A 15,000-nucleotide genomic window follows, 5' to 3' on the forward strand; every position below is an offset into this window, starting at 1 on the left:
GAATATCAGCAGATGACCTAAAATTGACCACTAGACCTAATTTGAACTTTGAATCGCCACGGGTTTAACAGACACCTCACAGGCAGTTCCGGCAGTTACTGTGGCGTTTCCGGATCAGACAGAGTATGAGCCGACGTGGAAACTGTTGGGACAACAGCCCGATGGAACGCTTCTTCCGTAGTCTGAAAAACGAGTGGGTGCCAGTGACAGGTTATATAAACTTTAGCGAAGCTGCTCATGCGATCACAGACTATATCGTCGGGTATTACAGCTCGCTAAGGCCGCATGACTATAACGGTGGATTACCCCCAAATGAATCGGAAAACCGATACTGGAAAAACTCTAAAGCGGTGGCCAGTTTTAGTTGACCACTACAAAGGAGCGGTTAGCCAGAGTCAAATCTTGAGTTGCAAATATAAGTCTCATGTCACGCCCACGCCATCAAGAATAAGATGATGTGAACAGCATAGGATTAACTAACGTTTCTCACCACTCAGATCATTGTTTGAGAGTACCACTACGGGTTTGCCCTTCAGATCGGGCCGGAATGCCGACTCACAGCTGGCATAAAATGAATTAACATCCACTAGCGCAAACATAATCAGCCCGCAGATTTAATGATGAATGTCACCACGCCAAATATATCCAGCGTGTCCTCGCTGCCGATCATGATCGGCGCGTAGGCGCTGTTCTCTGGCTTCAACATCACCACCGGATGCAATTGCAGGCGCTTAACGGTGAATTCGCCTTCAATAGCAGCAACCACAATGTCTCCGTGGGCCGCTTTTCTGGCACTGTCGACTACCAGCAAGTCGCCAGCACCGATCCCTGCCCCCATCATGGAGTCGCCAGACGATTTAACAAAATAGGTTGCGCTGGGATGCTGCACCAACAGATCGTTGAGATCGATACGTTTCTCAACGTAATCCTGCGCAGGAGAGGGAAAACCGCAGGGCACGAGATCGCTAAATAGCGGGAAGTGTTTGATTTCGCGGTGTTCAACTGGCTGGAAAAACAACATAATAATCTGCCTCTCATATAACTGTATTTATATACAGTAGTTTTAATGAAGACAGTGATCAAGTGACAAGTGTGGCGAATTGAGCGTTGTTTAACCATCTTGTCGATAAGCTTTTATGATGTCTGGAAAAATAATCGGCTAAAAAAATGCCCCGCATTTGCGGGGCATTACCTCAGGAGCGTTTTCGCGGCATCATGCGCAACAACGTATTGTCCTTCCAGAAATAGTGATGCATCAGGGCAGCACCAGCATGCAGAGCAATAACAAAATAACCCAGGTTTGCCAGCGTTACGTGCCAGGACTTCAGCATATCCACTAAATCAAAGTTGGCCTCTGGCGCATGTGGCATAACGATGCCGAATGCAATCCACGGGTTACCCCGGTTGTACATCATCACCAGCCCAATAATCGGCAGGACAATAAACAACAGATAGATAACCAGATGCCCCAGATGCGCCATTCCGGTCATCATCGGCTTCGGTTTTGGCACAATCGGCGGAGCCGGGTATTTCAGCCTGACCAGCAGACGCGCCACCATCAGCGTTAAAATAGTGATACCGCAGGAGACGTGCACCATGTTGAACAAGGGGCGATAGCTGCGCGGGAAAAATCCGCGAAACTCCATGGCGCTGTACGCCACAATAACCAACAAAAAGACCAGCCAGTGAATACCGATTTGCAGGCCAGAATACTTATTCCCCATAACACTTCCTGAATAAAAACAATAATGCGTCAACATAACGGGCTTTTGTTAAAAATTCATTAACTTTTGTTCACCCATTTTCAGTCGCTTACGCTTAACCGCAAGAACCGCTATTGCCGAGGATGCCTGTCTGGACTAAGCCTGGTAGGGAAAATATGTCGTACCGCCTCATCCTGACAGGAGAAAACCATGAGTAAAATTGGCATTAACGGTTTTGGTCGTATCGGTCGTCTGGTATTGCGTCGACTACTGGAAGTCAAAAGCAACGTGGAGGTTGTGGCCATTAATGACCTCACCTCGCCCAAAATTCTCGCCTATCTGTTAAAGCACGATTCAAACTACGGCCCGTTCCCCTGGAGCATCGACTTTACCGAAGACGCGCTGATTGTCGACGGTAAAAAAATCGCGGTTTACGCAGAAAAAGAGGCCAAAAATATTCCGTGGAAAACGACTGGCGCTGAGATAATCATCGAATGCACCGGTTTTTATACCTCGACAGAAAAAGCCAACGCGCACCTGGATGCAGGGGCCAAAAAAGTGCTGATATCCGCCCCGGCTGGCGATATGAAAACCATCGTCTTTAACGTCAACGACGATACAATGGATGCGAACGATCGGATTATCTCGGTCGCATCGTGCACCACTAACTGCCTCGCACCGATGGCGAAAGCCCTGCACGACAGCTTCGGTATTCAGCTTGGCACCATGACCACCATCCACGCCTACACGGGAACGCAGTCGCTGGTTGATGGACCTCGCGGGAAAGATCTGCGCGCCTCACGGGCAGCAGCGGAGAATATCATTCCCCATACCACCGGAGCCGCCAAAGCCATTGGTCTGGTCATTCCGGCATTGAGCGGAAAATTAAAAGGCCACGCCCAGCGTGTTCCGGTGAAAACAGGATCCGTCACGGAACTGGTATCGGTATTGGGGAAAAAAGTCACTGCTGAAGAGGTCAACAACGCGCTGAAAAAAGCCACGCAAGACAATGAGTCATTTGGTTATACCGATGAGGAAATCGTCTCGTCAGATGTCATTGGCTCGCATTTCGGTTCGGTATTTGATGCGACACAAACCGAAATTACCGAAGTGGGCGATCTGCAACTGGTAAAAACAGTCGCCTGGTACGATAACGAATACGGTTTTGTCACCCAACTTATTCGTACGCTGGATAAATTTATCAAGCTCTAATGTTCTGGCGGAGGCTCGCCTCCGCCCTCTTTCATTTCCCGCGAATTCAATACGTTGTGAGTCTCTCCCCGTTTTCGATTCACTGACTGTGCTATAGCTAACCTTTGCCACTGAGGGAGCATAGTAATGGAAGCACTGAGTCGTGAAACGTTAGAAAACATGATGGAGCAAGCCGTTGCTAAGGCCACCACCGTCTCATTCTGGCCGCAGGGTGAAGCCCCCGGAGCAAAAAACAGCGATGCGGTGTTTACGCCTGAACCCCGACATACAGGAACATCTCAGTATGATCGTGCGGTCACCGGTATTCGCGCCCCGGAAATTACCGTTTATGCCCCCGCAAAACCTAACGGCATAGGGATCCTTGTCACGCCAGGCGGCTCTTATCGTCGCGTGGTGATGGATAAAGAAGGCAGCGTACTGGCACCGTTCTTTAACGCTCGCGGTTATACCCTGTTTGTGATGACCTACCGTATGCCGGGTGATGGCCATGAGGAAGGCGCAAACGCGCCGCTGGCCGATGCCCAGCGCGCCATGCGCTACATTCGCGCCAACGCCCATGAATGGAAAATTAACCCTGATCGTATCGGTGTGTTGGGCTTCTCTTCCGGTGGTCACGTGGCCGCCAGTCTGGGAACCCGGTTTGCCGAAACGGTTTATATGCCGATAGATAACGTAGACGAGCAACCTGCGCGCCCTGCGTTTATGGCACTGGTGTACCCGGTTGTCACTCTGCGCGAAGACATCGGTCACCCGGGATCTCGTCTTGAGCTGGTTGGCGCTAAGCCCGAAAAGGAAGATCTGCGCCACTATTCTCTGGAAGAACGCGTGGATAGCACAACGCCGCCGACATTCCTGCTACACGCCATTGACGATCCGGCGGTGAAGGTAGAAAACAGCCTGGTCTTCTTTAATGCGCTACGTGAGCAGGGCGTTCCGGTCGAAATGCATCTGTTTGAACGCGGTAAGCACGGATTTGGTATTCGCGATGCGCAAGGGTTACCGCTGGCCATCTGGCCGGAAATGATGATGAACTGGGTAGCCACTAAAGTGTGAGGATGGCGCCGGGTGGCGTAAAGACTCACCCGGCGAAAAACTTAGGACTGCAGATACACCACTTGCGTTTGCAGGTATTCGTTCAGGCCATGTTTACCATCAGCCCCGCCAATCCCGGACTTACGCCAGCCAGCGTGGAAGCCCTGCATCGCCTCGAAGTTTTCACGATTAATATAGGTTTCGCCAAACTTCAGCCCCTTAATCGCCTTCATTGCCGTATTCAGATTCTGCGTATAGATCGATGAGGTCAGACCGTAGTCGCTGTCATTGGCCATTGTCAACGCCTGTTCCAGCGTATCAAACGCCACCACCGGCAGCACCGGACCAAACGTCTCCTCGTGCATAATCGCCATCTCCTGGCGCACGTCTAACAGTAACGTCGGCGGGTAGTAATAACCTTTGCCGACAACAGCCTTACCGCCCAGCGCCACTCTGGCCCCTTCCTGCACCGCTCGTGCGACTTTCTGCTCCACACGATCCAGCGCAGCGGCGTTAATCAGCGGCCCCATCGCAATGTCATTGCGTTCGGCCGGATTGCCAAACTGCACGGCTTTCATCGCCTCACCCAAACGATTAACGAACCGGTCATAGATACCTTTCTGAACGTATACGCGCTCAGCACAGTTGCATACCTGTCCGGTATTGATCACCCGCGAGTCAACAATGGCCTTCACCGCCAGCTCAAGATCAGCATCGTTCATCACGATAGCCGGAGCTTTACCACCCAACTCCAGACAAACTTTAGTGATGTTTTTGGCCGCTGCGGCCATAATTTTCTCGCCCGCACCGACGCTGCCGGTCATACTCACCATCGCCACCTTGGGGTTTCCGGCCAGCTCCTGACCGACCGTTTCACCGCGTCCCAGCACCAGATTAAAGACCCCGCGCGGTAAACCAATGTCATCAACAATTTTGGCAAAGGCGATGGCGTTATTCGGTGTGAATTCACTCGGCTTAATGACAATGGTATTCCCCGTCAGCAAGGCGGGAGCCAGTTTGCGGGCAATCAGGAAAAACGGGAAGTTCCACGGCAGAATGCCCGTCGTCACGCCCAGTGCACGCTTAAACAGCAGGATATTCTCACCCGGGCGATCGCTTTGCAGGATCTCACCTTCATAGCGACGCGCCCACTCCGCCATGTAATCGATATAGTCGGCGGTAAACGCGACTTCAACGTCAGCCAGTTGTCGAATTTTTCCACCTTCCGCCACAATCAACGCGCTGATTTCATCGGCTCGCTGGCGGATACCCGCAGAAATTTTGCGTAACCAGTTTGCCCGTTCAATGGCAGGCAACGCTTCCCATTGCGGCTGAGCGCGATCCGCGGCATCGATCGCTTTACGTGCGTCTTCGGCACGCCCATCGGGAATACGCGAGATAATCTCTTCCGTGGCCGGATTGACGACATCAATCCAGGCGTCATCGTGCCAGGTCACAAACTGCCCATCGATATACATAGGATGTTGTACGGGTACTGACATGCGGCTCTCCTGTGATTGATTTGTTTTCAACAAGTAAAACTATTGTTAATTAATATCAATCATGCATGGCGCATTATCGCTGGAGTGGCGGTTCTGTGAACTGCTTCATAAAAGCGCCTGGCAAAGTGATGATTAAGAGAAAAAACGGGTGGGCTTTCTGCCCGTTTGCCGTAAAACGCCGACAAACGGGCAGAAGGGATTACAGAAAACGGCTCTCAAGTAAGTCGGTCAGCGCGGTATCATTTTTTAGCTGCTGCCAGGCTTGCTCAACGTCCTGAGGAATATCAACATGGGCGATAAAATCGCGGCCGCAAGGCCCGTAGCCGGTTGCATCATCACGCAGGCGCGGAAGCTCACCGGTAATGAGAGACAGGTAACGATCCACCGACCACAGACCTTCGGCGGTCGGGGCAAAATCCACGCCGTCGCCCTGCTCAATCAACTCGGGGACAAAACCGGGGAAACTGATCCAGCGTGGGGCCTGAGGGTCGTCACGCGTGACGCGTTCAAATGTCGCCATGGTGCGGCGCTGCATGGTAGGGTCTTGCACCACAATGACGGTCCCCATGGTTTGGGTCGCCTGACGCAGTAACGCACAGCTAAACCGGGCGTTCTCCCCACAGTTGGTGGACTGATCCTCTACCCAAATCTTCTCACCAGGAATGTGCCAGAACTGGTGCGCGATATCGGCAAGGATCGCCGCTTCCGCGCGACCAGTGGTACGAATCGTGTGGTAGCGTGGATGCTCTGCGATGGCGGCATACAGAAAGGTCGTTGAGTGACCGATACCGCCGCTAATCAGCAAGGGAACCTGTTGCTCTTTCGCTATCCGACAGGCTGCATCGATGGTCGGGATCACTGCGTTCCCGGCCAGAATCACGCAATCTGTCTGCACCGTAATATTTTCAGCGAAATCATTTTGCGCCAGCCATTGCCCCACGGTGTTAATCGCCGCAAGGGTGCTAGCGGAAAGTGGCGGAAACTGTCTCATGTTCATGACTCCTGGAGTTTGTTCTTTACCGGATACAGATGCCGGATGGCGGCTACGCCTTATCCGGCCTACGGTCCAGCACTGCGTTAACCCGTAATCTGATCCATTGCCTGCAGGATACGCTTATCCGAAATCGGATACGGCGTGCCAAGCTGCTGGGCAAAGTAGCTGACGCGCAGCTCTTCTATCATCCAGCGGATCTCTTTGACATCGTCATCTTCGCGGCGCGCGGGCGGCAATTTATTGAACCACTGCTGCCAGGACTGCTGCACGGTGTCCACTTTCAGCATCTGCGCGCGATCGCGGTGCGGATCGATGGCCAGTTTCTCCAGCCGTTTTTCAATCGCCTGCAAATAACGCAACGTATCGCCCAGACGTTTGAAACCGTTGCCGGTAACAAATCCGCGATACACCAGTCCGCCCATTTGCGCTTTGATATCCGCAAGCCCCAGCGCCATGGTCATATCCACGCGCCCTTTCAGACGTTTGTTGATATTAAACACTGCGGTCAGGATCTGTTCGACCTGCTTCGCAATCTCCACCACCGTATCGTTCAGTTCAGCCCGCACTTTTTCATGCAACGCCGCAAAGCCTTCTTCGGTCCACACTGGACCACCGTTGGCGTCAATTAACTGATCCACACCGCAGGAGATACAGTCGTCAATCAAATCCAGAACTTTACCGTACGGGTTAAAGTACAGCCCCAGCTTGGCTTTATTGGGCAGCTTCTCGTGCAAATATTTGATTGGCGAAGGAATATTCAGCAGCAACAGGCGGCGTAAACCGCACCACATCGCCTGCTGTTGTTCCAGCGGATTATCAAACAGTTTGATGGCAACGCTGTCACGCTCATCGACCAGCGCCGGCCACGCTTTCACCTTATAGTTACCGCGTTTTTGTTCGTAATTTTCCGGAAGCCGGCCGAAGCTCCAGATGTGCAATCCACTCTGTTCGATACCGTCATCGGCCACCGCAGACAATGTTTCCTGAACTTTGCCCTTCAGCGCATCTTTCAAATCCTGTAGCGAACGCCCTTCCTGCAGCTTCTTGTTCTTATCATCCACCACCCGGAAGGTGATTTTTAGGTGATCGGGCACCTGATCCCAGTGCCAGTCTTCACGGTCAACGGTGACGCCGGTCATGCGGCGCAGTTCACGCTCCAGCGAGTCCAGCAGCGGCAGTTCCAGCGGCGTGACGCGGCCTAAAAACGCTTCCGCATAGTTCGGGGCGGGCACAAAGTTGCGTCGGACCGGTTTCGGCAGCGACTTAATCAGGGCGATCACCAGTTCACGACGCAGCCCCGGAATTTGCCATTCAAAACCGCTCTCGTCGATCTGGTTGAGCAGCGGGAGTGGAATATGTACGGTCACACCGTCCGCATCGGCTCCGGGTTCGAACTGGTAGCTCAGGCGCAGCTTAAGGTTACCCTGATGCCAGAAGTTCGGATAATCCAGCTTACTGATTTTCTCCGCGCCCTCTTTGATGAGCATGCTCTTTTCAAAGTTGAGCAGATCCGGTGTTTCACGGCTGACCTTTTTCCACCAGCTATCAAAGTGACGAGCAGAAACCACCTCATGGCTGATACGTTGGTCGTAGAACTCAAACATCGTTTCGTCATCGACGAGAATGTCACGGCGGCGTGATTTGTGCTCTAACTCTTCCACCTCCGCTCGTAGTTTCAGGTTATCGCGGAAAAAGGCATGGCGCGTTTGCCAGTCACCTTCCACCAGCGCATGACGAATGAACAGTTCACGCGATAACGCAGGATCGATCTGACTGTAATTCACCTTACGGGCCGCAACAATCGGTAAGCCGTAGACAGTGACTTTTTCTGTCGCCATCACAGCACCTTGCGCGCGTTCCCAGTGCGGCTCACTGTATGAACGTTTGATCAGATGCTGGGCTACCGGCTCCACCCATTCAGGATCGATACGCGCGGCAATGCGTCCCCACAAGCGGCTGGTTTCCACCAACTCCGCTACCATCGTCCACTTCGGCGGTTTTTTGAATAAACCTGACCCCGGGAAGATCGAGAAGCGAGCGTTACGCGCCCCGGTAAACTCCTGTTTATCGGTATCTTTCATCCCGATATGAGACAGTAAACCGGTCAGCAACGCGACGTGGATCTCCCGATATTCAGCAGGTTCGCTGTTAACCGGAATACCCAACTCTTTCACCACCTGGCGCAGTTGTGTGTAGATATCCTGCCACTCTCGCACGCGCAGATAGTTCAGAAAGTCGACTTTGCACTGGCGACGAAACTGGTTTGACGACAACGCTTTTTGCTGCTCGCCGAGATAGTTCCACAGGTTCACAAACGCGAGGAAATCAGACTCTTTGTCGTGGAAACGGCGGTGCTTCTCGTCGGAAGCCTGCTGCTTGTCCATTGGACGCTCGCGCGGATCCTGAATGGACAGCGCCGAGGTAATGATCATCGCCTCACGTACGCAGCCATGTTTTTGCGCTTCCAGCACCATGCGCGCCAGACGCGGATCCACCGGCAGTTGCGACAGCTGACGGCCCAACGGCGTTAACTTGTAAGCTGTTGCCTGTTCGTCGGTGGTTATCGCCCCCAGCTCTTCGAGCAGGCGTACACCGTCCTGAATATTGCGCTTATCCGGCGCTTCAACAAACGGGAACGCCGCGATATCGCCCAGCCCCAACGCGGTCATCTGCAAAATAACGGATGCCAGGTTGGTACGCAGGATCTCCGGGTCGGTAAACTCCGGACGCGACAGGAAATCGTCTTCGGAATACAGACGAATACAGATCCCTTCCGAAACACGACCGCAGCGGCCTTTACGCTGGTTGGCAGAAGCCTGCGACACCGGTTCAATCGGCAAGCGCTGAACTTTGGTGCGGTAACTGTAGCGACTGATACGCGCGGTGCCTGGATCAATGACGTATTTGATTCCCGGAACGGTAAGCGACGTTTCTGCCACGTTGGTCGCCAGCACGATACGGCGACCACTGTGCGACTGGAATACGCGGTTCTGCTCACTGTTTGAAAGACGCGCATACAGCGGCAACACTTCGGTGTGGCGTAAATCCAGTTTATTCAGGGCATCGGCGGTATCACGGATTTCACGTTCGCCGCTCATGAAGATCAGAATGTCGCCCTGATTTTCACGGCCTAACTCATCTACGGCATCAAAAATCGCCTGCAGTTGGTCACGCTCGGTGTCATCTGCATCTTCAACAATCGGGCGATAGCGCACTTCCACCGGATACGTTCGGCCGGAGACTTCGATAATCGGCGCGTTATTGAAATGCTTTGAGAAGCGTTCAGGATCGATGGTCGCCGAAGTGATGATAATTTTTAGATCCGGGCGACGCGGCAGAAGTTCTTTCAGATAGCCGAGCAGAAAGTCGATATTCAGACTGCGTTCATGCGCTTCATCGATGATGATGGTGTCGTACTGCATCAGCAGTCGATCCTGCTGGATTTCCGCCAGCAGGATACCGTCCGTCATCAGCTTGACCATGGTGTTATCACTGACATGATCGCTGAAACGAACTTTATAACCAATACAGCCGCCCGGCTCGGTCTGCAGCTCTTCCGCAATACGGTTCGCCACGGTGCGCGCCGCCAGACGACGCGGTTGGGTATGGCCGATCAGCCCTTTTACCCCCCGCCCCAGTTCCATACAGATTTTGGGTAACTGGGTGGTTTTCCCCGAGCCGGTCTCGCCAGCAACAATCACCACCTGATGATCGCGAATTGCGTCCAGAATATCCTGTTTTTTCTGGCTAACGGGCAGGTTTTCCGGATAGCTGATTTCCGGACGCGCCGCTTCACGCAGCACAACTTTACCGGCTGCCTGCTCAATCTCTTTCGCCATCTCCTGGTAAATGGCCTGTTGTGCATCAGGATTTTTAACCTTCTTCACGCCGTGCAGGCGGCGGGCAAAACGCTGTCTGTCACGCAGCATCAATGAATCCAGCTGTTGCTGCAACATGTTGAAGGTTAATTTTTGTTGTTCTGTCATAGCGTTAAAAGGCAGTGCTCTGCCGGGTTAAATCTCTTTTAGATGATAGGTATAGAGTACCACATCGGCGCTTTTCATGTGTTGTTCAATAATTTCGAACATAGGATTCGATATATTGCGCTATCACTGCGACAGGATTGTGAATAAAGTGTCAACAAGCAACGGGGCTCACCCCCTTCAAACACATAAAAGGAAACACCCATGAGCAAGGTATTAGTTCTTAAATCCAGTATTCTGGCAGGGTACTCTCAGTCTGGTCAGTTGTCTGATTATTTTGTTGAACAGTGGCGTGAAAAGCACTCTGCTGATGAAATCACTGTCCGTGACCTGGCAGCAAATCCTGTACCGGTACTGGATGGCGAACTGGTGGGTGCGATGCGCCCGAGCGATGCACCGCTGACGCCGCGTCAGCAGGAAGCGCTGGCGCTGTCCGATGAGCTGATTGCTGAGCTGAAAGCGCATGATGTGATTGTTATCGCCGCGCCGATGTACAACTTCAACATCCCTACGCAGTTGAAAAACTACTTTGACCTGATTGCCCGCGCTGGTGTGACTTTCCGTTATACCGAGAAAGGCCCGGAAGGTCTGGTGACGGGTAAACGCGCTGTGGTGCTGACCAGCCGTGGTGGTATCCATAAAGATACACCAACCGACCTGATCACGCCGTACCTGAACGTATTCCTGGGCTTTATCGGCATCACCGACGTGAATGTCGTCTTTGCTGAAGGTATTGCTTACGGCCCGGAAGTGGCGTCTAAAGCACAATCCGACGCGAAAGCCGCTATCGACAGCGTAGTTGCTGCCTGATAATTCCCCCTCTCACCGTCCGGTGAGAGGGTTTCTCCGGCACTTACTTCTTTACCTGTACCCGTATCTGTTTGCCGTGAATGCGATTAATATCACGCCAGATGGTTGCATAATCCCTGCATTTCGCCAGATTCTCTTCCCAGCAATGAAGCAAAAATTGTTCAGGCTCCGCGACATCCCGGCTTAACAGTTTGAATACCCAACGATTCCAGACATACCACTTGAGAAGCCACATGATTTCACCCCACAACGCGACCGGTGTTGGACTATATCAGCATCCATTTTATGCCGTGTGGCAACTATTGCGATGTCGATGAATAAGTCAGCGTCGTGACCAGGGGTTGTGTACAAAGAGATTTATTCTTTCCGCAACCACTTACCATTTATACCCTGGACGTATTCACCCGGTTTAGCGCGAGCAACCAGCTTTTGCCCGGCCATTTTTGCTACTTCATCTGGCGGAATATTATTGCTCTCTGCCACTTGCTGATAGCTGGCGTTGCGCGCTTTATTAATCTCACTCACCAGTGCCTGCGTTTCGGCATCGGTTTGCAATGCAACCAGATAGCCATTGAGCGTTTCTCCTACTCGACCCTGAGCTCTGGCTTCATTCAGGGTCAATGCCCACGCATTGCTACTGAGTAAACTCAGGACGACCAGCGCCACTGCAAACTGTTTTCTCATCATGACCTCAGAACAAATCGCTGCGCGATTTCAATAAGCTTTCGACGTCTTTATCAACTTTGATATGGATCTCATGCTCGATTTTGACGTTCATATTAATGGTGATGGGCTCTTTTGGCGCAGCCACTTCGATTCTGGGAGTGCACCCTACCAGCAGAGATGAAGCCAGCAGACCCAGCATGGCAGCTATCGTTTTCATTGTTGTTCCTCACATTCCTTGCCTTCCGGGCAATGGGTTTCCGGCAGCGCTGCATTTTGTTCAAGCCATGCCTGTAAATTGTCGCCAAAACGCAAGCTGCGCCATAGCGTAAAGACGTTTTCCTCGTGGGTATAATTCAAATTAACTGTACCTACTTTGCCATCCACCCGACTATTGCCAGTCACGGTTGACTGCATGGTTAAGACACCGAGGTTATCCAGATTTATTTTCGTCCACGAATGGCTTATTTCCATATAACGCAGCCAGTTAATGGCCGCCCCCGCCGCCATGTTATCTTTGACGACCGCATCCGCGGTGTCCTTATCAATACGCAACGTCATCGGCCCCGGATTAGTCAACCAGCCGTCTTTGATGATCCATTTTTCGTTATCCAGCCATAATGGCAACGCGCCACTGACCGGGCCAGACATGGCGAACTGTTTGGGGTTAACCGCACTGATAAGCTCGCTGGAAGAGATATTCTGCACTCGCAATAAGGCCGGATCGTGCTGCGGCATCCGCAGTTGCTGCATGATGATTTTGCCCCCCAGCAGGTCAGCGCTGACATCGCTCAACAGTAACGGGTTGTTTTCACTCCAGGGGTATGCCCCCTGCAGGTCGGCGGCGATATTTTTCACCGTCACCTGATTCACCACTTCCGCAATACGCAGTGAAATAGGTCCACGCGTACCCAGTTGCCATGCACCTTCACTAAACCGGAAAGGCAATACAAAATCGACACCGTTGATTTGGTTATCGGGCATCCAGGCGCTACCGCTTTTTAACACTCCATGACCGCCCGCTTCAAAGCCCTGCTCCGGGGCTGCCGAAAACGCGACCTGCGCATACAGCTCACCTTCTCGTAGCTTCATTTTCCAGTCAGGTGGGATCAGCGGTTGGAATACGGTGAGCGATTGTTTTGGCCACCAGGCCTGTCCGCGCAGGCGGATACCGTCCCAACGACCATTCAACTGTACGGGCCCAATCGCCCCAGCGTGAAGCTGGCCTTTGAACTGGAAGATTGTCGGATCACTACCATCGACGCTGAACTTCAGCGTCGATGGTGGTAACACGCTTCCCCCGGTGAAGGTGGTGTTCCCTGCGTCCAGCGACAGCGCGCCGCTAAATGTCGGTTTGGTTGCATCCCGCACCCAGACTATCGGTTCGTCCATCACCAGACGTGGGTTTTCCACCTTCATCGTGCCGTATTGCAGATGATCAAATCCGGTGGAAAGATCAAATAGCTTCAGGGTGTTGTCATGCCATTCCCCCTTACCCGCTACGTCCCAACGGGCATGCATCGGCGTAAAACTGCCTTCCCCCCAATATCGCCACTGCCAACGACCAGCATCAGGAAGAAAATCATTTGCCAGGCCATCCAGATGCAGTTCAAAGCCCCCCATCTGGTTTTCATGCGCACGTAAAATAGCCTGCAGACGCCCATCCACACCGCGTTGCGTGACTTTTACCCCTGCCAGCGGCCAGCGAATCTCGTCAATATCCAGCGAATCAATCACCCGCCCACGTGAGCGCAGCAGCGCCCCTGGCTCGAAAGCCAATTGCGGATCGTTCAGACTTCCGGTGAGTCTCGCGGGTAATTTCGCGTAGAAGATCAGATCGCCCTGTTTCGCTTCACCGGTCAACTGTAGCGGCATCTCGCTACTATCCATGCCAAGCTTACCCGGCCCCAGCGTTAATACGGCATTTCCTTTACCGGCGTCGCCATGCGTCAGAACGTTCAGACGCCCACTCACCACCGCGTTTTCCAGTCCTCCCTGCCAGTTTTCAACTTTCATGCCCAGCCGGCCACTTAACGGGAATCCCTGATAAGGCCAGTTCCAGCGTCCGTCGTTGATGGTCAGTTGCTGGCGTGTTATTTCCCAAGGAAGGTCAAGCAGCGGATCGGCATTATCCCGCGCCATGACGATCAGTTGTCCGCTGTTTTGTTGCCACTCCAGTTCGGCGTCCACAAGCGTAGGTTCTTGCGGCAAACTTAACGTCGCAACCGCATGACCGCTTACCGGCAGTCCATCGGGCACCAGTGGCATAGTGAATTCACCGACCAGTCTTACCGGCGGCTGGCCTTCAAATGCCGCAACATCCAGCTCAGTTACTGTGAGGTTTTGCCCGTGCAAACGCCCCTGGAATTTAACTTTTTCCCCCTGGTAACGCAGCTGTTGAGTGGAGGGAGTGAGCGAGAGTGACAGTTTTCCCTGCCATTCCTGCCATGGAGAGAGAATAAGTTTGTCGATGTTAATCCAGGTATTAGGCAGCATTGACTGCCATTCAGCCAGCGTTTTGGGCGCTACTGGCGACGGCTCTGTCTGTGGCAATTTGGCCAGGCAAGCTGAGTCCAGCTCGAGGGTCCCGACATTCAGCAACCAGCGGCTGGGGTGAGACAGATCCGCCTGAGTAATGCGCGCTAGCGGACAATCTTCAACCAGATAGCGGAGTTCAGGTATATGTAACCCATGCCGTGTCAGCCGCGGGCTCTCGTCCAGCGCGATGCGTGTTCCAACGGGTAACCAGATACCCACCAACGTAGGCACCCACAGGCCAAGCGTCATCACTAGCGTCAGCGGCACGAGAATCAATAATAAGAGGAGTGCCAGAACGGCTTTATATTTACCCTTCATGGGTAGTTAATATCCTGATTTAGCAAAAATTTAAGCCGGTTTAGGCCCGTATTGTGGCATGTTTAACTGGATATGCCCACATTAAGGATAGATAACCGTTTTATAGGCACGCTGTTACACGTGCCGTCGGGGATATTAAGATTCAGACTCAATGGGGCCTCAGTTGTCCATCGCTATGTTTAGGTCCTATACGACCTGCTTCTATCAGAATTTCTTCAATGAGTTCTTCGAGGCACTCCCTACCA

12 protein-coding genes and 2 pseudogenes are annotated in these 15,000 nt (G+C 52.7%); 4 read left to right on the top strand and 10 right to left on the bottom strand.

Annotation, left to right across the window (positions count from 1 at the left end; translation table 11 throughout):
- Nucleotides 1-80 precede the first annotated feature (80 nt).
- Nucleotides 81-368 (top strand): annotated as a pseudogene (locus OGV57_RS06590) (integrase core domain-containing protein); the annotation flags it as partial.
- Nucleotides 369-497: 129 nt separating this feature from the next.
- On the opposite strand, the pseudogene OGV57_RS06595 reads toward OGV57_RS06590, so the two are convergent.
- The 3 genes and pseudogenes from OGV57_RS06595 to cybB form a co-directional block, all read right to left on the bottom strand.
- Nucleotides 498-599, bottom strand: a pseudogene (locus OGV57_RS06595) (Y-family DNA polymerase); the annotation flags it as partial.
- Between the two features lie 2 nt (nucleotides 600-601).
- Nucleotides 602-1,021 carry a translesion error-prone DNA polymerase V autoproteolytic subunit gene (locus OGV57_RS06600; RefSeq protein ID WP_003020321.1) on the bottom strand — a complete coding sequence of 140 codons (420 nt, stop codon included), beginning with the start codon at nucleotides 1,019-1,021 and terminating at the stop codon, nucleotides 602-604.
- A gap of 172 nt (nucleotides 1,022-1,193) precedes the next feature.
- Nucleotides 1,194-1,724, bottom strand: a complete 531-nt coding sequence (cybB, locus tag OGV57_RS06605; protein ID WP_044700084.1) for a cytochrome b561 — start codon at nucleotides 1,722-1,724, stop codon at nucleotides 1,194-1,196.
- A gap of 189 nt (nucleotides 1,725-1,913) precedes the next feature.
- On the opposite strand from cybB, the gene gap reads away from it, so the two are divergent.
- Both gap and OGV57_RS06615 read left to right on the top strand, forming a co-directional pair.
- Nucleotides 1,914-2,915, top strand: coding sequence for a type I glyceraldehyde-3-phosphate dehydrogenase (gene gap, locus OGV57_RS06610; RefSeq protein ID WP_003020325.1), 1,002 nt, complete (start codon nucleotides 1,914-1,916; stop codon nucleotides 2,913-2,915).
- Nucleotides 2,916-3,041: 126 nt separating this feature from the next.
- Nucleotides 3,042-3,968 carry an alpha/beta hydrolase gene (locus OGV57_RS06615; RefSeq protein WP_054528418.1) on the top strand — a complete coding sequence of 309 codons (927 nt, stop codon included), beginning with the start codon at nucleotides 3,042-3,044 and terminating at the stop codon, nucleotides 3,966-3,968.
- Nucleotides 3,969-4,009: 41 nt separating this feature from the next.
- On the opposite strand, the gene aldA is transcribed toward OGV57_RS06615, so the two are convergent.
- The 3 genes from aldA to hrpA all read right to left on the bottom strand — a co-directional run bounded on the left by aldA (nucleotide 4,010) and on the right by hrpA (nucleotide 10,429).
- On the bottom strand, nucleotides 4,010-5,449 hold the full coding sequence (gene aldA / locus OGV57_RS06620; protein ID WP_003843758.1) for an aldehyde dehydrogenase: 1,440 nt from the start codon (nucleotides 5,447-5,449) through the stop codon (nucleotides 4,010-4,012).
- Between the two features lie 199 nt (nucleotides 5,450-5,648).
- Nucleotides 5,649-6,446, bottom strand: a complete 798-nt coding sequence (locus tag OGV57_RS06625; protein ID WP_191218785.1) for a YdcF family protein — start codon at nucleotides 6,444-6,446, stop codon at nucleotides 5,649-5,651.
- Between the two features lie 80 nt (nucleotides 6,447-6,526).
- Nucleotides 6,527-10,429, bottom strand: coding sequence for an ATP-dependent RNA helicase HrpA (hrpA, locus tag OGV57_RS06630; RefSeq protein ID WP_054528420.1), 3,903 nt, complete (start codon nucleotides 10,427-10,429; stop codon nucleotides 6,527-6,529).
- A gap of 201 nt (nucleotides 10,430-10,630) precedes the next feature.
- Between hrpA and azoR the strand changes: the two genes are divergently transcribed.
- Nucleotides 10,631-11,236, top strand: coding sequence for an FMN-dependent NADH-azoreductase (gene azoR / locus OGV57_RS06635; RefSeq protein WP_003843763.1), 606 nt, complete (start codon nucleotides 10,631-10,633; stop codon nucleotides 11,234-11,236).
- A 43-nt stretch (nucleotides 11,237-11,279) separates the two neighbouring features.
- Here the strand turns inward: azoR and OGV57_RS06640 are convergent, their stop codons facing one another.
- From OGV57_RS06640 to OGV57_RS06655, 4 genes are all read right to left on the bottom strand, one after another.
- Nucleotides 11,280-11,471, bottom strand: coding sequence for a hypothetical protein (locus OGV57_RS06640; RefSeq protein ID WP_003020344.1), 192 nt, complete (start codon nucleotides 11,469-11,471; stop codon nucleotides 11,280-11,282).
- Nucleotides 11,472-11,593: 122 nt separating this feature from the next.
- Nucleotides 11,594-11,920, bottom strand: a complete 327-nt coding sequence (locus OGV57_RS06645; protein ID WP_054528421.1) for a YdbL family probable chaperone protein — start codon at nucleotides 11,918-11,920, stop codon at nucleotides 11,594-11,596.
- A gap of 7 nt (nucleotides 11,921-11,927) precedes the next feature.
- Nucleotides 11,928-12,119 carry a YnbE family lipoprotein gene (locus OGV57_RS06650; RefSeq protein WP_003020350.1) on the bottom strand — a complete coding sequence of 64 codons (192 nt, stop codon included), beginning with the start codon at nucleotides 12,117-12,119 and terminating at the stop codon, nucleotides 11,928-11,930.
- Nucleotides 12,116-14,755, bottom strand: a complete 2,640-nt coding sequence (locus OGV57_RS06655) for a YdbH family protein (protein ID WP_054528422.1) — start codon at nucleotides 14,753-14,755, stop codon at nucleotides 12,116-12,118. Before OGV57_RS06655 ends, OGV57_RS06650 begins: the two co-directional genes overlap by 4 nt.
- Nucleotides 14,756-15,000 lie beyond the last annotated feature (245 nt).

The organism is Citrobacter sp. Cf087 (assembly GCF_030334285.1).
Taxonomy (GTDB): Bacteria; Pseudomonadota; Gammaproteobacteria; order Enterobacterales; family Enterobacteriaceae; genus Citrobacter; species Citrobacter freundii.